Origin of the sequence: Neglectibacter caecimuris, from assembly GCF_034335015.1 — a bacterium.
GTDB lineage: Bacteria > Bacillota > Clostridia > Oscillospirales > Acutalibacteraceae > Acutalibacter > Acutalibacter caecimuris_A.
Window position 1 is genome coordinate 51310 of record NZ_JAWXXK010000012.1, and the last position, 18520, is coordinate 69829.

General features: G+C 54.3%; 15 protein-coding genes, 1 tRNA gene and 1 riboswitch. Of the genes, 4 read left to right on the forward strand and 12 right to left on the reverse strand.

Annotated features, from left to right (window positions below; translation table 11 throughout):
- Positions 1–296: 296 nt before the first annotated feature.
- From U8T64_RS13385 to U8T64_RS13395, 3 genes are all read right to left on the reverse strand, one after another.
- Positions 297–914 (reverse strand): helix-turn-helix domain-containing protein, encoded by a 618-nt coding sequence (locus U8T64_RS13385; RefSeq protein WP_322184266.1) that lies wholly within the window; start codon positions 912–914, stop codon positions 297–299.
- Positions 915–1090: 176 nt separating this feature from the next.
- A complete protein-coding gene (locus U8T64_RS13390; protein WP_322184268.1) occupies positions 1091–1882 on the reverse strand; it encodes a sugar phosphate isomerase/epimerase family protein in 792 nt (263 codons plus the stop codon).
- Between the two features lie 33 nt (positions 1883–1915).
- Positions 1916–3664, reverse strand: a complete 1749-nt coding sequence (locus U8T64_RS13395; protein ID WP_322184270.1) for a polysaccharide deacetylase family protein — start codon at positions 3662–3664, stop codon at positions 1916–1918.
- 451 nt (positions 3665–4115) lie between these two features.
- Positions 4116–4248, forward strand: a riboswitch (THF riboswitch).
- A gap of 99 nt (positions 4249–4347) precedes the next feature.
- Here U8T64_RS13395 and U8T64_RS13400 point away from each other — a divergent pair.
- The gene (locus tag U8T64_RS13400; protein WP_322184272.1) at positions 4348–4941 is read left to right on the forward strand and encodes a folate family ECF transporter S component; all 594 of its coding nucleotides are present in this window, start codon (positions 4348–4350) and stop codon (positions 4939–4941) included.
- A 25-nt stretch (positions 4942–4966) separates the two neighbouring features.
- Here the strand turns inward: U8T64_RS13400 and U8T64_RS13405 are convergent, their stop codons facing one another.
- The 8 genes from U8T64_RS13405 to U8T64_RS13440 all read right to left on the reverse strand — a co-directional run bounded on the left by U8T64_RS13405 (position 4967) and on the right by U8T64_RS13440 (position 12748).
- On the reverse strand, positions 4967–5167 hold the full coding sequence (locus U8T64_RS13405) for a hypothetical protein (protein WP_322184274.1): 201 nt from the start codon (positions 5165–5167) through the stop codon (positions 4967–4969).
- A 13-nt stretch (positions 5168–5180) separates the two neighbouring features.
- Positions 5181–5918: a tRNA threonylcarbamoyladenosine dehydratase gene (locus U8T64_RS13410; RefSeq protein ID WP_322184276.1), complete on the reverse strand. Its 738-nt coding sequence runs from the start codon at positions 5916–5918 to the stop codon at positions 5181–5183.
- The gene (locus U8T64_RS13415; RefSeq protein ID WP_322184278.1) at positions 5915–6622 is read right to left on the reverse strand and encodes a ComF family protein; all 708 of its coding nucleotides are present in this window, start codon (positions 6620–6622) and stop codon (positions 5915–5917) included. Before U8T64_RS13415 ends, U8T64_RS13410 begins: the two co-directional genes overlap by 4 nt.
- A complete protein-coding gene (galT, locus tag U8T64_RS13420) occupies positions 6619–8127 on the reverse strand; it encodes a UDP-glucose--hexose-1-phosphate uridylyltransferase (protein ID WP_322184280.1) in 1509 nt (502 codons plus the stop codon). Before galT ends, U8T64_RS13415 begins: the two co-directional genes overlap by 4 nt.
- Positions 8128–8268: 141 nt before the next feature.
- Positions 8269–9531, reverse strand: coding sequence for a cation:proton antiporter (locus U8T64_RS13425; RefSeq protein ID WP_322184282.1), 1263 nt, complete (start codon positions 9529–9531; stop codon positions 8269–8271).
- Positions 9532–9789: 258 nt separating this feature from the next.
- Positions 9790–10749, reverse strand: a complete 960-nt coding sequence (locus U8T64_RS13430) for a glycoside hydrolase family 25 protein (protein ID WP_322184284.1) — start codon at positions 10747–10749, stop codon at positions 9790–9792.
- Positions 10750–11030: 281 nt separating this feature from the next.
- A complete protein-coding gene (locus U8T64_RS13435; protein WP_322184286.1) occupies positions 11031–11288 on the reverse strand; it encodes a DUF6171 family protein in 258 nt (85 codons plus the stop codon).
- The gene (locus tag U8T64_RS13440) at positions 11285–12748 is read right to left on the reverse strand and encodes an alpha-N-arabinofuranosidase (RefSeq protein ID WP_322184288.1); all 1464 of its coding nucleotides are present in this window, start codon (positions 12746–12748) and stop codon (positions 11285–11287) included. Before U8T64_RS13440 ends, U8T64_RS13435 begins: the two co-directional genes overlap by 4 nt.
- A gap of 583 nt (positions 12749–13331) precedes the next feature.
- On the opposite strand from U8T64_RS13440, the gene U8T64_RS13445 reads away from it, so the two are divergent.
- The 3 genes from U8T64_RS13445 to U8T64_RS13455 all read left to right on the forward strand — a co-directional run bounded on the left by U8T64_RS13445 (position 13332) and on the right by U8T64_RS13455 (position 16017).
- A tRNA-Val gene (locus U8T64_RS13445) sits at positions 13332–13408 on the forward strand.
- Positions 13409–13731: 323 nt separating this feature from the next.
- Positions 13732–14997, forward strand: coding sequence for a 6-phospho-beta-glucosidase (locus U8T64_RS13450; protein ID WP_322184290.1), 1266 nt, complete (start codon positions 13732–13734; stop codon positions 14995–14997).
- Positions 14998–15012: 15 nt separating this feature from the next.
- Positions 15013–16017, forward strand: a complete 1005-nt coding sequence (locus tag U8T64_RS13455; RefSeq protein WP_322184292.1) for an N-acetylglucosamine kinase — start codon at positions 15013–15015, stop codon at positions 16015–16017.
- Between the two features lie 950 nt (positions 16018–16967).
- On the opposite strand, the gene U8T64_RS13460 is transcribed toward U8T64_RS13455, so the two are convergent.
- Positions 16968–17798, reverse strand: coding sequence for a class I SAM-dependent methyltransferase (locus U8T64_RS13460; RefSeq protein ID WP_322184294.1), 831 nt, complete (start codon positions 17796–17798; stop codon positions 16968–16970).
- Positions 17799–18520 lie beyond the last annotated feature (722 nt).

Genomic DNA, 18520 nt, shown 5'->3' on the forward strand with positions numbered 1-18520 from the left:
TGCACCCACTCGTGAAGCTGTTTGGTGCGGGAAATCGGTTTCTGACCCGACCAATAGTGATTCGCTTATTTTTCTCCTGTCATTCTGAACGAAGTGAAGAATCTCGCCCTTTTCCCTTCTATTCAGGAAATGAAGGACGAGATTCTTCGTTCCTCAGAATGACAAAAGTGAGAACTCGCCCCTCTCTAACGACTAACAACTAATAGCTAACGACTAGTTCGCTAAACTATAATTTATCGCTTTCCTTCCGGTTGGATTAGGAATTACCCTCCCACTTCACACATATCCGCCGCTTTCTAGCTCCTTCTTTTTTCCCCTTTTCTCAGCAGGAAAAAGGCAGCTGCCAACGCCCCCAGGTACAGCGCCAGGAACAGGGCGGTCATTGGAAGTTCCGCGGGATAGGGGCAAAGCCGTCTTTCCAGAAGAAAGCTCGCCGCCATGGATACCGGTAAGAACAGGCCCAGGGCCCAATTCAGAAGCTTCAGAAAAAAAGGGGCTTCCTGACGGCAGATCAGCTTCCCCGCAAAGTACCAAACAACGCCCGCCGTTTGGAAAGTCAGTCCCATCCAAATGGCGGGGTCGGCCTGCTGTTCGTACCATTCCGCAAAAGCGGCGAAAAGCCCAATGGCCATAAGACCTGCGGAACACACATACTGCACCTGCCCCACTGTTTTCCGGCAGGGCTCTCGGGCCGCGGGCAAAGCGGGCTGGGGCTCCGCGGCGTCTTTCAGCAAATAATCGGTGGTCACGCCGAACACCTCGCTGAGCGCGATCACCTTATCCAGCTCCGGGACGGATTCCTCCAGCTCCCATTTGGAAACCGACTGCCGGGAAACCTCCAGCCGCTCCGCCAGCTGCTCCTGAGACATGCCCCGGGACTTCCGAAGGGTCTGCAATTTTTCTCCGAATTTCATAAAAAGCCTCCTTTTTCCGTTCGGCGGAAAAACAACTTCGAACGGGGGAATATTGTTTCCCTATTCTATCGCTTTTTCCGGCCACGAAACACAAAGCGGAGCTGGAACCTCCGCAACCGTCAGTTGCAAAAGGCATTCACGGCTTTTTCTCTCGGCGTGCCCCACCGGAAGCAAATTCAGGCCTTCAGAGCGGAAAACTTCCTTACATAAGCGGCGCTTTCCGCGATACAATCTTCAAAGGTCCCGGAAACCGAGCCTTCCAGAGAAAGACTTCCGGAATAGCCGATGGATCTCAGGGCCTGAAAGAAAGCGGCATAATCCTCTCCGTCTCCCTCTTTGGGGAGCGCGCGGCCGTTTTTGGCGCTGGCAATGTGAGCATGGGCTAAAATATCCCCATAGCCCGCCAATACGGAGAGGGGTTCCCGCTCCAGGTCAAAATGGTACAGGTCAACCAAAAGGCGGATATTAGGCTTTCCCACCTCCCGCACCAGACAGGCGCACTCCTCGCTGGTATTCAAAATATTGCATTCCCTCCGGTTTAAGGGCTCGATACAGCAGGTCATGCCATGCTTTTGCAGGGCGGGAGAAAGCAGCTCGGCGCAAAGACCGCGCAGCTGCTCCCAGGCTGCCTCCCGGGGAAAACCCTCCGGCGCCCGGCGGGAGCCGCCGCTGCCGAAAACCACCGTTCGCACTCCCAGTAAGGCGGCCTTTTCCAGCGTGGCCCCGAGATATTCGGAAATGGCGGAAAGCTCTGTGTGGGGGCCGGTCAGGGCAAGCTCGCCGGGAAACAGCACGTTGCCCGCAAGGCAGGGAACCCCCGCCTCAGAAAGACGCTCCGCACGCTCTGAGATCTTCTCCCCGCTGTGCAAAGAAAGTTCGCTGAGGCCGATCTCAGCATAGTCCACCCCCAGCTCGGAAAGCGTAAAAACAGCATCGTGAAACAGAGAAACACAGCACCCGATCTTCACAAAAAACCTCCGCCCTTCTCTAACAACTAATAACTAAGAACTAACAACTAAATCAGCAAGGCGCATCAGCACCGACGCCGCCTGCCCCCGGGTAGAGCCCGCGCCGGGCAGAAATTTCCCGTTGGTATCTCCCGCCAGAAGCCCCCAGGCTGTCATTTGTTCCACCGATTCCATCGCCCAGGGGGAGATTTTTTCGGAATCCAGGTATTTTTTGGCGGCCCCTTTGCTGTCCGGCACGGGAGTTCCCCGGTACCTCAGAAATTTCGCGAAGATCACGCTCATTTCCTCCCGGGTGACTTTTCGTTCCGGGCGGAACACCGTTTCGCTGTAACCGCTGACGATCCCCCGCCCGTAGGCCCAGGCCACCGCTTCTCCATAGTATTCCTCCGGCGCCACATCGGCAAAGGGCAGCGCCCCCAGTTCCTCCGCCGCTGCCTGTTCCCCGGAATACCGATATAGAAATGTTACCAGCTGTCCCCTGGTAACAGGCTTCTCCGGGGCGAACAGTCCGTCTCCCATGCCGTAGAGGTAGCCTTCGGAAACCGCTCTGTCCGCATCGCTGTAATACCACTGGCCAGGAAAAATATCCCGGAAGAAATTGCCCCGGTGGGAATACACCGCCCGTGCTTCCCCGCTGGAAAGCAGCTCCCCTCCGCCGGCGCAGGCGGAGATCACCGTGCCGGGGGAAAGCTCCACCGGCCCTGTGTATTCCGTGGAGGCCGTGGTGGCGGCCGTGCCGTCCAGGGTGTAAAACACCCTTGCGCCCTCGGTGACATTTTTCAAGGTCAGGACACCGTTTTCCACCTGGATCCGGGGCGCTTTGGCCGTTGGCCTGGTGATCGCCGCCATAGCCTCCTCGCTGCGGCTTCCGTTCATATCGAAAGCCGCCACAGCCCGCACCGTACAGGGCGAATCCGCATAAAACGGCCCGGTATACCGCTTGCTTTCCCCGTTTAGTGCGGAGCCATCTATGGAATAATAGATCCGCGCCCCCGCCTGGGCGGTGATCGTGATCTTCAGCCTTCCACTTTCCGCCTCGTTTGTGATCACCGGGGCCTTGACCGGGCCAAGGTCCTTCCCGGTGGGCTTGCAGCTATAGTGATCCGCCCCCTTTTGCAGGGCCTTTCCCCGGCGGCGGAAAAGCTCCCGCACCGTAACAAGCTCATAGCCTCTGCTTTTTAAGGCGTCGATGGCGGCAAGGGCCCCGTCCACACTGGTGGAGTGGATATCATGAACCAGCACGATGGCCCCATCGAAGGTATCCCGCAGAATATTCTGTTTCACCGTTTCCGCGTTTCGGTACTTCCAGTCCAGCGGGTCCACTGACCAGAAGATCAAAGGCGCACCGATCAGGGAACGGGTGCGGCTGTTTTCACTGCCGTAGGGGGAACGCACCAGATAGCTTGTCCCCTTGCCGCAGGCCCGGTCCAGAATTTGATTGGTGGTCTGGATCTGGCTTCTCACGCCGGCGTCGGAAAGGGTGGTCAGATCCGGGTGACCGTAGCTGTGGTTTGCCACCTGGTGGCCTTCCCGGTACACACGCTTTACCACCTCAGGGTAAGCCTCCGCCCGGCTGCCCAGCATAAAAAAGGTGGCCTTTACCCCTCTCGCCTTCAGCCCGTCCAGCAGGCGATCAGTATACGGCCCGGGGCCGTCGTCAAAGGTAATGGCCGCAAGTTTCTTCGCCGCCGCCCGCGCCGGAGGCGCGGTACCAGCCATTCCCAAAAGCAGCACCAGCGTCAGCACCGCCGCCGTAATCCGTTTCCCTGTTTTCCTGTTCATTTCCTTTTTCCTCTTTTCTTTTCTGATAGCGGCGTCCACGCCGCAGGCACTCGTGCCCCTGCTCAGTGCGGGAGAGTAGTTTCTGACCCGACCGGAGGCAAGCTGATAAATTATAGTTTAACTCCCTTTAGGCTCCCCTTGCAAGCAAGGGGAGCTGTCACGGCTTCGCCGTGACTGAGGGGATTCTAACTAGCGATTTTATACTTTCTGCGTGTGACTATCCCTTCCACCGCCGTCCGGCGGTCCCCGCAGACTGCGAAGCAGTTTGTTTCCCCTCTATAAATAAGGGGAGGCAAAGGGCAGATAAATTCTAATTTATCAAACTGTGCCCTTATCCTTAAATTGCTCATTAACTTAACTATGCGCCCTTCTCTAACAACTAACTACTCATAACTAACTACTAATTCCCCATTGCCTTTTCCCTTCTCCTGTGCTATACTGGCAGAACATAGGCAGAGTAGGGCGGCGTGTGTTTCCCTTTTGGGAGCAGTGCCGGCGGAACGGGGAGTTGTCCGCCGGACGAAAAGCCGGAAAAGCGTGTTCCGTTTTTTTCGCTTGCAGTGCGCCGCCCGCATCCCGCTGCCGCGGAACCGGATTTTTCCTCCTGTTGTGCGGCATAGCTCCGAAGCAGAATTTTTCTGCCGGGGTAAACTGCCGAATCCACATTTCAGGAGGTATTTTTTATGCTCTACAAGCACCCTTTTTCCCGTTCGTATTGGCAAACCGCTCTAAGAGATTTTGCCAAGCTTCCCACCCTGGCCTTTTCCGCCGTGATGATCGCCGCCTGTCTGGCGCTTTCCCTGATCCCTTCCATTCCCATTGGGGATAAGGTGCGGGTTTCCTGGGGCTTTTTAGCCCGAGCTCTCTGCGGTATGGTCGGGGGGCCTGTAAACGCCCTGGTATTTGGGGCGGCTGAAGATACCATTTCCTTTTTCCTCCACCCCACCGGGCCGTATTTCCCGGGCTATACTCTCACCACCATGCTTGGCACGCTGCTGTACGCTCTGTTTCTGTACCGCGCAAGGGTAACGATCCTTCGCATTTTCCTGGCGAAGCTTTCCACCAATATTCTGAACGTCACCCTGGGGGCCCTGTGGAGCGCAATCCTGTACGGAAAGGGATATCTCTACTATGCTTCTGCGAGTCTCGTAAAAAACGTGGTAATGCTTCCGATCCAAACGGCGATGCTGGCGGTGCTGTTTGCCGCTTTACTGCCCATTTTAGGCCGGATCGGCTTTCTGCCGGCCCAAAGCAGCGACAAAATTTCCTGGCTGTAAAAAGCTCTCCGTAATCCTTCCGTTTCTACTGCTTTTTCTGTTGAAAAACCACCCTCCACAAAGCGCAGCCGCAGGTTCCAAGCAGGCCCGCGCCTGTGAATACCGCAAAGAGAGTGATCCGGTCCGGGTCCATCGGATGCTTCCAAAAGATCTCGATCCCCAGAAGCAGCACGCCCAATACCAGCACCAGCAGACAGAGCACTTGAATGAGAAACACCTTTTTCATTTTGTTCTTCCCTTCAGGCAGTTTTTGTCAGTTCCTTCACGATCTCCGCCGCCAGCAGCAGGCCCGCGGCGGCAGGTACAAAGGCCAGGCTTCCCGGCGTGGCGGTGCGGCTTTCCCCGGCGCCGCCCATGCCCTTTTCGTCCCCTGCCTCCACAGGCAGGGGCGTTTTTGCTTCTTCTGTGGAAAATATCGCCTTTACCCCACAAATCCCCCGCCTTTTCAGTTCCCTGCGCATCACCCTTGCCAGGGGGCACACGGCGGTTTCCGAAATATCCGCCGCCCGAAAGGCCATGGGATCCAGCTTATTTCCGGTTCCCATGCAGGAGATCACCGGCACTCCCGCCTGCTTTGCCCGGGAGATTAGCAGCAGCTTCCAGGTGACGGTATCGATGGCGTCCGCCACATAGTCGTACCGGGAAAAATCGAATTTCTCTGCCGTTTCCGCCGTGAAAAACAGGGGATAGGCCCCGACTTCACAATCGGGATTGATCTCTTTTACCCGCCGGGCGGCCGCCTCCACCTTTTGCATGCCAAGGGTGCTTTCCAGGGCAAACAGCTGGCGGTTGATGTTTGTCAGGCTTACGGTATCGCCGTCAATGAGATCCAGCGCGCCGATCCCGCTGCGGGCCAGGGCCTCTATGGCGTAGCCGCCCACGCCCCCCGCGCCGAATACGGCCACGCGGGAGGCCTTTAGCTTTTGAAGCTTTTCCGGGCCCAAAAGCAATTCCTCCCGGGAAAACCGATGGATCATAGGCTTCCTTCCTCCTCTGTTCTTACCGCCGCGCAGTCTGCCGCGCACAGGCCTGTTACTCTCGCCGCACCGGCTTCGTACAGCGCTTTCGCGCACTCCCGCAGGGTAGCGCCTGTAGTGACGATATCGTCTACCAGAAGCAACGCCTTTCCCCGTGCCTCGGGCCTTGCCTCATAGGAATTTTTTACATTGGAAAGCCGCTGCCGCCGGGGAAGCTGGTGCTGAGTCTCCGTTTCCTTCCTCTTTTCCAAAAGCGGCAGACAGGGAAGACCCAACGTCTTCGCCGCCTCCCTTGCCAAAAGCTCGCTTTGGTCATAGCCCCGCTTTCTCTTTTTGGCCTTTGTCATAGGCACCCAGGCCACGCCGTCAAAGCTCTGTCCGGTTTGCCTGGCCGTTTCCGCCAAAAGCTTTCCCAGGGGCTTGGAAAGGCTCTTTTCTCCCCGAAACTTAAACCGGTACAGCGTTTTCCGAAAGCCGCCCTCATAGGCCGCGGCGGAAAAAACGGAAAAGCCCGCTTCTCCCGCTCCCGGCAGACTGTACCGCCGGAGAAGAGGCGTTTGCAGCCGTTCTTTTTCGCACGCCTCGCAGACATTGCGAAGGGGATGGTTTTCCTCCGGCGGAACCAGCGCTCCGCAAAACAAACAGCGGGCGGGAAAAAGCAGCTGTAACAGCCATTCCCCCAGCCCGGCGTTTCGTTCTCTCATACGCTTTCGCAGAACCGCCGAAAGGCCTTTCTGCCCTCCTCGGTATCCTTGTAGACTCCGGCGTTGCCCAGGATCTTCCCGAAAATTTCGCCAATGCTGTCCTGAACGGCCTTTTCCGCGGTTTCCGCCGTAACGCCCGCGGCCTTCAGCTCCCTGTACCAGGCCAGGTGCTTTTCCATTTCCGGGCGTAAAAAGATCTTTTCCGCCTGCTCCGGGGCGGAGAGGGCCTCCTCCATCAGCTTCATCTCAGAAAGCAGCCGGGGCGGCAGAATGGCAAGGCCCATCACCTCGATGAGGCCGATATTTTCTTTTTTGATATGGTGGTACTCCCCGTGAGGGTGAAACAGCCCCATCGGGTGCTCCTCTGTGGTGCGGTTGTTCCGCAGCACCAGATCCAGCTCGAAGGCTTCTCCCCTGCGGCGGGCAATGGGCGTGACGGTGTTGTGGGGCGTATCGCCGGTAAAGGCCAAAATGCCGGCGCTTTTGTCGGAATAGCCCCGCCAGGCCTGTAAAATACGGTCCCCCAGCTCTATGAGCGCCTCTTTCTTTTCACTGCGCAGGCGGATCACGGACATGGGCCAGTTGACGATCCCCGCCTCCACCTCCGCAAAGCCAGGAAAGGAAAGGCTTTCCCGCAAAGGGGCCTTGGCCATGGGGAACTCATGGCTTCCTCCCTGGAAATGATCGTGGGACAGGATAGAGCCGCCCACAATGGGAAGGTCGGCGTTGGAGCCGATAAAGTAATGGGGCAGCACCGTAACAAAATCCAGCAAATGCTCAAAGGAAGCCCTGCTCACCTTCATGGGGCGGTGCTCCGCGCTCAGCACGATACAGTGCTCGTTGTAATAAACATAGGGGGAATACTGTAAAAACCAAGGTTCGCCGCACAGCGTCAGGGGGATCAGCCGGTGATTTGCCCGGGCCGCCTGATTGGGGCTGCCGGAAAAGCCCTCGTTTTCCCGGCACAGGGCACACTTGGGGTAGCCGGTCTGCGGGGCGTTCTTGGCCGCCGCGATGGCCTTGGGGTCCTTTTCGGGCTTGGAAAGGTTAATGGTGATGACCAGATCTCCATAGGGCGTGGGGGCCGTCCACTTTCGGTCCCGTTCCACCCGGTCCACCCGGATATAGTTGGAGGCCTTGCTCAAGCCGTAATAGTAATTGGTAGCAGCCTTTTTGTCCCGCCGGTACAAAGCGTAAAATTTTTCGATCACCTCAGAGGGGCGGGGCATGAGGCAGTTCATCAGCTCCGTATCCAGCTGATCCCTGGCGTCCCGGGTATCGGGGGAAAGCAGCCCCTGCTCCGCCGCGTGATCGCACAGCCGCTCCAGGGGCTCCGCCGGATAGGGCAGCGTTTCTTCCACCTCCTGCTTTTCAAAGGAAGCCGCGCCCAGCACGGCCAACAGCCTGTTCACTGCGTACGCCTCGTCCGCCGGGGCCAAAAGCCCCTTTTGCAGCCCATACCGAACCAGACGGCTGATTTCCCGGCTTACCTCCACCACGTTCATAGATACCCCTCTTCCGGTTTTATTTTATTTTGTTTATTTTACATCATTTTCCAGAAGGAAGCAAGATAGACAGCAAAAAAACAAAGACTGAAAGCTTTTCTGCTTTCAGTCCTCTGTCTTCTATCACATATTTATTCTACTTCAAGCTTTTACAGAAGCGGCAGTTTCTTCCTTAGGCTGGATATCTCCGGCGGCAGTCAGCGCCAGCTTTGTCAGCGTGGGGCCTACCAGCTCGTAGATCAGCACGCCGAACAGCACGATGCTGCGAATGGTGGAGCCGATCTCCCCCAAAGCCCCCACCTGAGAGGCCATGCCCAAAGCCACACCGGCCTGGGGCAGCAGTGTAATACCAAGATACTTCTGAATTGCCGGGGAACAGTGGGCCATTCGGCTGCTGGCCCGCGCGCCCAGGTATTTTCCCACAGAGCGGGAAAGAATGTACACCAGACCGATCCCCACAGTGGCCAGATCCTGAAACACGTCCAGCCGCAGCTCCGCGCCGCTGAGCACAAAAAACAGGGTAAGCAAAGGCGCGGACCATTTATCCGCCCGGTTCATCAGGTCCTCCGAGGTGGGACAGGTATTGCAGAACACGGTCCCCAGCATCATGCACACCAGCAGGGAGGAAAACTTCATGTGCACTCCCCCGAACTGAAGGGAGGACATGGAAAGGGCCACCGCCAGCACCACAAATCCCGCGATCATTGCCACGCGGTTGCGGTTGGAGCGGAACCACTTTTCCATAAAGGTGAGCACCCAGCCAAGCAGCGCGCCAAGCAGCAGGGAAAGCACGATCTCCAGCAGCGGCTCGGCAATAATGGAAACCGCGCTGGCCTCGTTTGTGGTCATGGCCTGAGCCGCGCCGAAGGAAATGGCGAAGACCACCAGGCCCACGGCGTCGTCCAGCGCCACCACAGGCAGCAGGATATCCGTAACGGGACCCTTGGCCTTATACTGCCGTACCACCATCAGGGTGGCGGCGGGGGCGGTAGCGGCGGCAATGGCTCCCAGGGTGATTGCCGCCGAAACCGGCAATTTATCGCCCAGGAAAATATGAACGACCAGCAGCGCAACGTCTACCAGAACCGTGGCGGTCACAGCCTGGAAAATACCTACTACCACCGCCGACCCGCCGGTAGAGCGCAGGGAGGAAAGGCGGAATTCACTGCCGATAGCAAAAGCGATAAAGCCCAGCGCCACATCGGAAATGGGCGAAAGCACCTCTACCTGCTCAAAGGAGGTAAAACCGATGCCCGTGATCCCCAGCCGCCCCAACAGGCAGGGCCCCAGCAGCACACCGGCGATCAGATATGCCGTAACATCGGGCAAATGCAAACGCTTGAGCAGGCGAGTCATCATCAGGCCCACTACCAGCGCAACGGAAATACATAACAGCTCTGTCATTTTGAACACCTTTTTCCCATTTTTATCCTGTCAAAAAACAAAAAGTCCTTCCGGGCAGTTCTCCTGAACTTGTAAGCACAGGCGGTACGCTCCCCTTTCGACCCCTTGAAAACCAACGCTCCTTATCTTACTCCTCTCCCCTTTTCTTGTCAACTGTTCCACAACGATTTTCTGTCCTTTTCCCCAAAATATCCTTTAAAAGGAACTGCCGCCTGAAACGATCCAGGCGGCAGCGTTTAAAGGCTGTTAACAGTATTTTTATTTCTCTGCTTCTTCAGACGCTTCCATTGCTTCCTCTGCCTCTTCCTGTTCCGCCGCTTCTTCCTGCTGAATTTCTTCCGCAAGCTTTTGCGTTTCCTTTTCGTCCATGCGGTCCAGCACCTTCGCGATCACATACAGCGCCCGCACATAGGTTGGGCTGGCGTCGATCCTGATAGTGCCGTTCTCCTTATTTTCCGTACCCGTAAGCTCTAAATCATCATAGACCTGCTGTACCGCTTCTCTGGCCCATCTGGGCACGGAATCCACCGTTTTATAGCGGTTTTCGTTTTCCGCCACCACCTTCTGCGCCTCCTGCCTGGCAAGCTGCGCCACTTCATCTCTCGTCATATCTGTTCCCTCCATTCCTTCAATGATCGCCGGATAGTCCTTGTAGGCCCGGTCCATGTCAAACCTTCTGCCGTTTAAGAGCCCGTTATTGGTGTATTGCCAAATGCCGAAGGGGCCCTCATAGTCCAGGGTGTCGTTCCATTGGGCGATCCACTTGTCGAAAGGATCCAGCCGAGGGCTGTTCAGCCGGTTTTCCATCCAATACAGGGAAGCGTAGATCCCACAGTAATATCCGGCTTTTTCGATGGCCCTGCAATAGGTCACGCAGTTGTCGATCAGCTGCTCTCCCGTGGGCAGAGAGCTGTCCTCCACGTCATACCACACACCGTACAGCGGGCGCTTGCCCTGAAGCAGGCGCAGGGTATGGGCCGCCTCGCTTTCCGCCATAGCCGTATTTTTGGCATAGGAATAGAGATACACTCCGTAGGGAAGTCCGGCCGCCTCGCATTTTCTTACATTGGCCTCATATTGGCTGTCGTCCTGATTGGAATAATCGCTGCCATAGCCGCAGCGAATGATCGCGAACCCGATCTGCCCCTTCAGAGCGGCAATATCAACATCGCCGTTGAATTCGGAAATATCAATGCCTGTTACCGGTAATGCTGCCATACTGCTGTTTTACACCTTCTTCCTTTTCTTTCTGTTGGAGTATATGCTCGATACCCCACTCTTATGGTATTCAAAAGGAAGAAAAGTTGTCCGCCGCCGGCGGTCTTTCCTGTATGCAGACCGCCCCATGACCCATTTGGCAGGCGCGCCCGGCAGCCGGTATGTTGGGGCTGAAGAGCTGCGGGTTCATCCATTCCCGGCAGTACCTCGCTGTTTATCCGGCATTCAAAGGGAACTTTATTGCTAAAAAGTATTGCCTGCTTCAAGCTCCTTTCCGCATCCTATTCTATGCCGCTCCAATTTCCCACCGGGCAGCCCATTTTCTTTTTTACCGCCCGAACCTCCACAAAGCAGCCGCACTGGGCGCACATGCCGTTTTGCAGCTGGCCGCAGGCCTTGCAAAGCTCCAGGCGGCGGCGATACTCCTCCGGCGGCGTTTTCTGTTCTAATGGAATGCTTTCGATGTACCGGTAGACGGACTGAAAGTATTCCCCGTCCAGCTCCTTCAGCAGACAGCGCCTGCATACTCTCCGGTTCATTTCAGGGCGATCTCCGCCACAGAGCAGGGGGGCAGCGTGAAACGTGCCCTGCCCGCTTCCAGCTCTATCTCATCAAGCGCCGTGATCTGTACGTCATGGGGGTGGTCAAAGTCGTTATAAGCGCCCATACCGCCTGTCAGCAGCCTTCCGGCCGCGCTGTCGGTTTCCTTCCCCAGCAACTGGATCTCCACCGGGCAGGCTTCCCCGGCGTTCAGGTTCGCCGCTGTAATATGGACTGTGCCCTCGCTGTCCTCCGAGGCGGAAACAGAGAGATCGGCAACGCCCTCTACGATCCCGCTTTCCGCAAAACAGCTCAGCAGGGTGGCGTCCTGATGGCACTTGTACAGATCGAAAACGTGATAAGTCGGGGTAAGCACCATTTTGCCGCCCTCTGTGAGAATCACGGACTGAAGCACGTTTACCAGCTGGGCGATGTTGGCCATGACCACCCGGTCGCTGTGGCGGTTGAAGATGTTGAGCGTCAGGGCGGCCACCATGGCGTCCCGCATGGTGTTCTGCTGATAGAGGAAGCCCGGGTTAGTTCCCGGCTCCACATTGTACCAGGTACCCCACTCGTCCACGACAAGCCCCACCTTGTGAGCGGGATCGTACCTGTCCATGATCTGACTGTGACGGGCGACCAGCTCTTCCATGCGGCCGGCCGTCTTCAGGGTGGCGTAATACTCCGCCTCGGTAAAGCCGGTGGCGGCGCCCTTGTCGTTCCAATCGCCGGTGGGAACGGTGTAATAGTGCAGGGAAAGTCCGTCCATGTAGTTCCCGGCGATCTTCATCAGCTTTTCCGTCCAGTCATAATCTCCGTCGCTGGGGCCACAGGCGATCTTAAACAACCGGTTATCGCCATAGTTTCTGCAATAGGTCTGGTAACGGCGAAACTCGTCGGCATAATATTCCGGCCGCATATTGCCGCCGCAGCCCCAGCTTTCGTTGCCCACGCCAAAGTATTTTATCTTCCAGGGCTCCTTGCGGCCGTTCCTTTCCCGAAGCTCCGCCATGGGAGATACGCCGTCAAAGGTCATGTATTCCACCCATTCGCTCATCTCCTGCACGGTGCCGCTGCCCACATTGCCGTTGATGTAAGGCTCGCAGCCCACCTGACGGCAGAATTCCAGAAACTCGTGGGTGCCGAAGGAATTATCCTCTGTCACACCGCCCCAATGGGTATTCACCATGCGCTTCCGTCCTTCTCTGGGGCCGATACCGTCCTTCCAGTGGTACTCGTCGGCAAAGCAGCCGCCGGGCCAGCGCAGAACGGGAAGCCTGATGTTCTTCAGCGCCTCCACCACATCGGTGCGCATCCCGTTGACGTTGGGAATATCGGAATGCTCTCCCACGAACAGGCCGTTATAAACGCAGCGGCCCAAATGCTCGGAAAAATTGCCGTAGATGTTTTTGTTGATCCTGCTTTTCTTCTCCAAAGCGTTGACGATGATTTTTCTCATTTATTTGCCCTCTTTCAAGCTGATTTTCCCGCTTCCGCCGGACAGCCGGGCGAACACCCGGCCAACAGGGCCATGATAGCACGGGGCCCGGATAAAGTCAACTCGCCTTCCGCCCGGAAAAAGTCCCGGCTGTAGGTCAATGATGAGTTACAAAAAGAGCAAAGGAGTCGAGGAGAAGCTTCGGGGAGAGCCAATTAAGAGGACAAAAGGGAAAATTTTGTTATCCTTCCGGTGGCTGCACCCGATTTTGCCCCCGTGCCGCGGAGTGTAGGGACGGACCGGCTTGCGGCGGATCTCCGGCTCCTTCAGGAGTTCTCAAAAGAGTCTGGCGGCCGGAAGAGGTGGGGTGGTTGGTAAATTCAGCACCGCTGCCGGGTCAAACGCACTCAATTTCATAGCAAATAGGGACACCTGCTTTCGGTTCGGTCCTGCCAACTGGACCCTGGCATATTTTCTTCCTGTTCGTCACCTTTTTTATCCCTTCTTGTCGCTCGTCATTGTAATATCTACAACAAAAAGAAAGATTTTCCTCCCCCAACTCTTGACTTACCGACGGGAACCTGCTATACTATATTCTTGTTACGGGGGCATAGCTCAGCTGGTTAGAGCGCCTGCTTCACACGTAGGAGGTCACAGGTTCGAGTCCTGTTGTCCCCACCAAAAATCGGTAAGCTTCAAAACGAAGCTTACCGATTTTTACTTTTTCACTCTTCATTTTTTCTGACAACCTGGATCAATTTTTGGAAAACAGAAAGTTAAAGCTTATTTGAAAAATCATAAATAGCGTATTTGGGGCAAATACAGGCGCTTTCTATTCACAGCGTCACTTGCTTTTGTGCTCTCTTTTTTCACTGTTTTGCTGTAGATTTTCGGGAAACAATCGGCTATAATGGATCGTGAGTATGGCGGGTGGACTTCCGGCAGGTTCACCCTGTAAAAATCAGGCAGAATTTCCGAATGTTTTTCAAAGGGAGGAACAAAGCATGCAGGGAATGAAATTTACCATTGTAGGAGCAGGAAGCTCTTACACGCCGGAGCTGCTGGAGGAAATGGCCCTTCGCAGGGAACAGCTTCCGGTACGGGAACTGATGCTCTATGACATCGATGAAAAGCGCCTGGAGATCATGGAGGGCTTTTGCGGAAGATTTGCGGAAAAGCTGGGGCTTTCCCTGGAGATCAAAAGTACCACCGATTTAAGCCGAGCGCTTTACGGGGCGGATTTTGCCGATACCCAGATCCGGGTCGGAGGCAACAAACAGCGGGTAAAGGACGAAAAGATCCCCATGCGGTACGGCCTGGTGGGGCAGGAAACAACAGGCGCCGGCGGTATGATGAAGGCCTTCCGCACCATTCCGGTAATGCTGGAGGTCGCGAAAAAAATGGAGCAGGAGGCTCCCGAGGGGTGGCTGGTCAACTATACCAACCCTACCGGGCTGGTGACAGAGGCCGTGACAAGGTACACCAAGGCCCGCATTGCCGGCTTCTGTTCCGGCGGCATCTTCCCGAAGATGTGGGCAAAGGCGGCCCTGGGCGTCCCCTATGAGCAGGTGCAGTACGACTATGTGGGCCTGAACCATATGAATTTCATCAGCAACATCACTCTGAATGGCCGTCCGGCCACGGAGGAGGAATTCCTGAAGATCGCGGCGGAAAACGGAGATGTGGATCTGGAGCTGATCAAGCTCCTGGGCGTGATCCCAAGCCCCTATCTGCAATGGTATTTCCACACCGATGAACGGGTGGCGCGCTGCAAAAAAGCCCCCCAAACCAGAGGGGAATATGTACAGGAGCTGGAAAAAGAGGTCTTTGCCGCCTACGGGGACAAGACGAACTGCCACAAGCCCGCGGCCCTGGCCAAGAGAGGCGGAGGCGGCTATTCCGAGGTGGCCATGAGCTTTGTGAACGCGGTGTATAACAATGTGGATACCAAAATGGTAGTGAACGTGCCGAACCAGGGCGCGGTCCCCTTCCTGCCGGACAGCGCGGTGGTGGAGATCGGGTGCCTGGTGAATAAAACCGGCATGCAGCCCCTGCATGTGGCGAAGGTTCCGGAAATGTGCTGGGGCCTGATCGCGGCGGTGAAAAACTATGAACAGCTTGCGGTAGAGGCCGCGGTAGAGGGCGATCTCCGCAAAATGAAGCTTGCCCTGCTGGCTCACCCGCTGGTGCGGCAGTGGGAGTATGTGGAAAAGCTGGTCCCGGAGCTTTTGGAGGCCAACAGGGAATACCTGCCCCAATTTCATCTGTAAGCCGGGAGAACTCCTATGAAATATATTTTGGGGATCGATCAGGGAGGAAGCAAGACCCACGCCATCGTATCGGACGAGCGGGGAAGGATCCTGGGCATGGGGGAAAGCTACGGGGCCTGCCATTCCAGCGAAGGCCTCGCCTATGCGGTAAAGGCCATTCTGGAGGCTTCCGACCGTGCCCTTGCGCACGCCGGGCTGCGGCGGGAAAACATAACGGCGACAGTGGGCGGCCTGACTGGGATCGACTGGGATTACGAAGCTGAGCTGTTAGAAGCGGAGCTTCAAAAATACTTTCCCCGGGCGAAGAACACCGTGGTAAATGACTGCATCATCGCCATGCGCGCGGCCACGGGAAAAAGCCGCTGCGGCATTTTATGCGCCGGCTCCGGGTTAAACTGCGCCGTGCAAAACGGACAGGAAAGCTTTGCCTACGGCTTTTACATTCCAGACGAATACCAGGGCGGCGGAAGCCTGGGAAAAAGAGCGGTACAGGCCGTGTTTGATTCCCATATGGGCCTGCTTCCAGACACCAGCCTGACAAAAAGACTGCTGGATTTTTTTCAGACGAAAAGTGTGGACGACCTGCTTTTCCTGCGGGTAAAGGAAAAAATCAGCAGCCGGGAATACTTGCGGCTCCCCCTCATTCTGGAGGAGGAGGCTTTGGCCGGAGACCGGGTGGCCGGGGAGATCTGGAAGCACTTCGGCAGGACCATAGCGGGGTATTTGACGGCGCGCCTGCAAAAAATGGGGATTGCCGAAGAGCCTGTGGACGTGGTGCTTTCAGGCAGCATTTTCAAGTGCCGGTTCCGACAGTTCCAGGAAACAGTCAAGGAAGAAATCCTGCGGCTGGCGCCGAAGGCCGATATTGTGGAAGCGGAATACGAGCCCGTCATGGGCGCGATCGTGCTGGGGCTGCGCCAGCTGCACGGAGAGCTCCCGGAAGAGGTCTCCCGGGCAATGAAGGAAACCAGCAGAAAATTTCCGCTGAGAAGGCTGCCGGACGGCGGTGGCGCTGCATAGCAGCGAAAAAGAAGACAAAAGGAAATTAACAGGTAAATTGTAGTTTAGCGTATTAGTTGTTAGCCGTTAGTTGTTAGTCGTTAGAGAAGGGTAAACTTCCTCCTTTGTCATTCTGAGGAACGAAGCAACGAAGAATCTCGCCCGTAAAGCCCTTCAAAAAGGCTCGAAGAACGAGATTCTTCACAAAAAAGCTATCGCTTTTTGTTCAGTAATGACAGATGGAAAGTAAGCGGATAACCACTAAATTCCAATTTTCCATGCAGATTGTTACCCATAAGTCCTCAGTTGCTAGAGAATAATAAGCCCCCTCCTTTGTCATTCTGAGGAACGAAGCGACGAAGAATCTCGCCCTTAAAGCCCCTCAAAAAGGCTCGAAGAACGAGACTCTTCACCGAGAAAGCAAGGTTCTCCTTGCTTTTTGTTCAGTAATGACAGATGGAAAGTAAGCGGATAACCACTAAATTCCAATTTTCCATGCAGATTGTTACCCATAAGTCCTCAGTTGCTAGAGAATAATAAGCCCCCTCCTTTGTCATTCTGAGGAACGAAGTGACGAAGAATCTCGTCCTTAAAGCCCTTCAAAAAGGCTCGAAGAACGAGATTTTTCACCGAGAAAGCAAGGTTCTCCTTGCTTTTTGTTCAGTAATGACAGATGGAAAGTAAGCGGATAACCACTAAATTCTAATTTTCCATGCAGATTGTTAGCCATAAGTCCTCAGTTGTTAGAGAATAATAAGCCCCCTCCTTTGTCATTCTGAGGAACGAAGCAACGAAGAATCTCGCCCGTAAAGCCCTTCAAAAAGGCTCGAAGAACGAGACTCTTCACCGAGAAAGCAAGGTTCTCCTTGCTTTTTGTTCAGTAATGACAAGACAAGGACGTTGCCCGCGTTCCTTTCGAAGCTCTCTGAGCGCGTTTTTTCGAGTTTTGTGAAGCTGCATTTTCAGAGCTGCTATTTCTCCAGAATGATTGCGATCGTGTCACTTTCAGATCGATAGCTGCGCCCGGCAACATCACTAAACAGCCCACATATCTTAAAACCAACGCTTTCCGCTTCTTGTATTAAACTTTCCTTTGAGAAATATGTATTCCACAAATAGTAGGGAGTTACTTCCCCTTTTGAAACAACCGTTATGAAATCCAGTGCTACATTGTCTAAGTATTTGTAAAATCCACTCAACACCATATATTCATCTGGACGCCAAAAACCACCGTTAGGGCATATTTCCCAAGTTTGCCGCTCTTGAAAATTCCAGAACTTTGTCATGGAAAATACATCTAATAACAATTTCCCACCGGGCTTCAGATGATGATGAATCTTTTTCATAATTACTTGTCTGTCCTTGGTTGACAGCGCGCCGTAATCGCAATATATCATGGTACAAAAATCAAAGCTCTTATTCAAATCCATTTCCAAGTAGTTTTGATACACGTATGAAATATCTAACTTCCTGCTGAAAGCGGATCGTTGCGCATAGTCAATAGAGCGTTTTGAAAAATCTACTCCGGTAATGTGATACCCCCTTTGGGCAAACCGCTCAGCATATATCCCCGGGCCGCACCCAACATCAAGAAGCAAAGGATAATCGGCAGGCGGGATCTGTTCTGTAATCCACGCAACGGATTTTTCAATAAAATCTAATTTTCTGCTTGCTCCATCAAAGTCCGGGTCTAAGTGCGCTTTGAGCATTTGCTTTGAAATGTATTCATCATTCCAAAACTCAGCCGTTGACTTTGTGTAAATAGAAGGTTTTCTTAACGATGCAATGAGATTGTGATTCATTTTTTCTCCTTTTCTGTGCAAAAGAAAAAGCCGTAGCTTTTACTCTACGGCTAATCTTTTGAAAGACGATTAGTTAAAGAGTAAAATAAAATCAAGCATTAGGTACAAAAAGTAAACTGTTACACAGCTTTTTCTTTCCCTATTGAATTGATTTTATCTACTCTTTGCCAGTCATACCCATGTTACTGATCGTGTAGCATCTGGTACGCCGGACTAACATCACCTTTTCCTAATTAAATTTATACTCTTATTTTACCCCGTTTATTTTGTAATATCAACATTATAATGAAAAATGATTTTCAATTTCCTTTTGGATTCTAGACGCTGGACAGCGGCAGCACTGTTGCGCAGTAAAAAAACCTCCTTATGTGATTCAGATGCTTTCATGCAAGAAAAAAGCAAAAGAAAATCAGCAGAAATTGAAATTGGCGTCAAGGTGTTCGCTTCCCTCCTGTCATTACTGAACAAAAAGCAAGGCAAGCTTTGCTTTCTTTATGAAGAATCTCGCCCTTTGGTTCTTTTCCCAGGAAATAAGGTCGAGATCCTTCGCCGGGAAAGCGGAGTTTACTTCGCTTTTTGCTCAGCAATGGCAAAGAGGGCAGTTAGTACGATGAATTGTAGTTTGCGGCCAGCCGCCGCAGGCACTCGTGTCCCTACTTGGTGCGGGAAGATAATTTCTTACCCGACCACAAGGAAACCGTTAAATTATAGTTTAGCGAACT

Excerpts from the sequence above, each read along its gene's own strand:
- U8T64_RS13385 (WP_322184266.1), bottom strand. The coding sequence starts at position 914 with ATGAAATTCGGAGAAAAATTGCAGACCCTTCGGAAGTCCCGGGGCATG.
- U8T64_RS13455 (WP_322184292.1), top strand. The coding sequence starts at position 15,013 with ATGAAATATATTTTGGGGATCGATCAGGGAGGAAGCAAGACCCACGCC.
- U8T64_RS13430 (WP_322184284.1), bottom strand. The coding sequence starts at position 10,749 with ATGGCAGCATTACCGGTAACAGGCATTGATATTTCCGAATTCAACGGC.
- U8T64_RS13435 (WP_322184286.1), bottom strand. The coding sequence starts at position 11,288 with ATGAACCGGAGAGTATGCAGGCGCTGTCTGCTGAAGGAGCTGGACGGG.
- U8T64_RS13460 (WP_322184294.1), bottom strand. The coding sequence starts at position 17,798 with ATGAATCACAATCTCATTGCATCGTTAAGAAAACCTTCTATTTACACA.
- U8T64_RS13415 (WP_322184278.1), bottom strand. The coding sequence starts at position 6,622 with ATGAGAGAACGAAACGCCGGGCTGGGGGAATGGCTGTTACAGCTGCTT.
- U8T64_RS13425 (WP_322184282.1), bottom strand. The coding sequence starts at position 9,531 with ATGACAGAGCTGTTATGTATTTCCGTTGCGCTGGTAGTGGGCCTGATG.
- U8T64_RS13405 (WP_322184274.1), bottom strand. The coding sequence starts at position 5,167 with ATGAAAAAGGTGTTTCTCATTCAAGTGCTCTGTCTGCTGGTGCTGGTA.
- galT (WP_322184280.1), bottom strand. The coding sequence starts at position 8,127 with ATGAACGTGGTGGAGGTAAGCCGGGAAATCAGCCGTCTGGTTCGGTAT.
- U8T64_RS13440 (WP_322184288.1), bottom strand. The coding sequence starts at position 12,748 with ATGAGAAAAATCATCGTCAACGCTTTGGAGAAGAAAAGCAGGATCAAC.
- U8T64_RS13400 (WP_322184272.1), top strand. The coding sequence starts at position 4,348 with ATGCTCTACAAGCACCCTTTTTCCCGTTCGTATTGGCAAACCGCTCTA.
- U8T64_RS13395 (WP_322184270.1), bottom strand. The coding sequence starts at position 3,664 with ATGAACAGGAAAACAGGGAAACGGATTACGGCGGCGGTGCTGACGCTG.
- U8T64_RS13450 (WP_322184290.1), top strand. The coding sequence starts at position 13,732 with ATGCAGGGAATGAAATTTACCATTGTAGGAGCAGGAAGCTCTTACACG.
- U8T64_RS13410 (WP_322184276.1), bottom strand. The coding sequence starts at position 5,918 with ATGATCCATCGGTTTTCCCGGGAGGAATTGCTTTTGGGCCCGGAAAAG.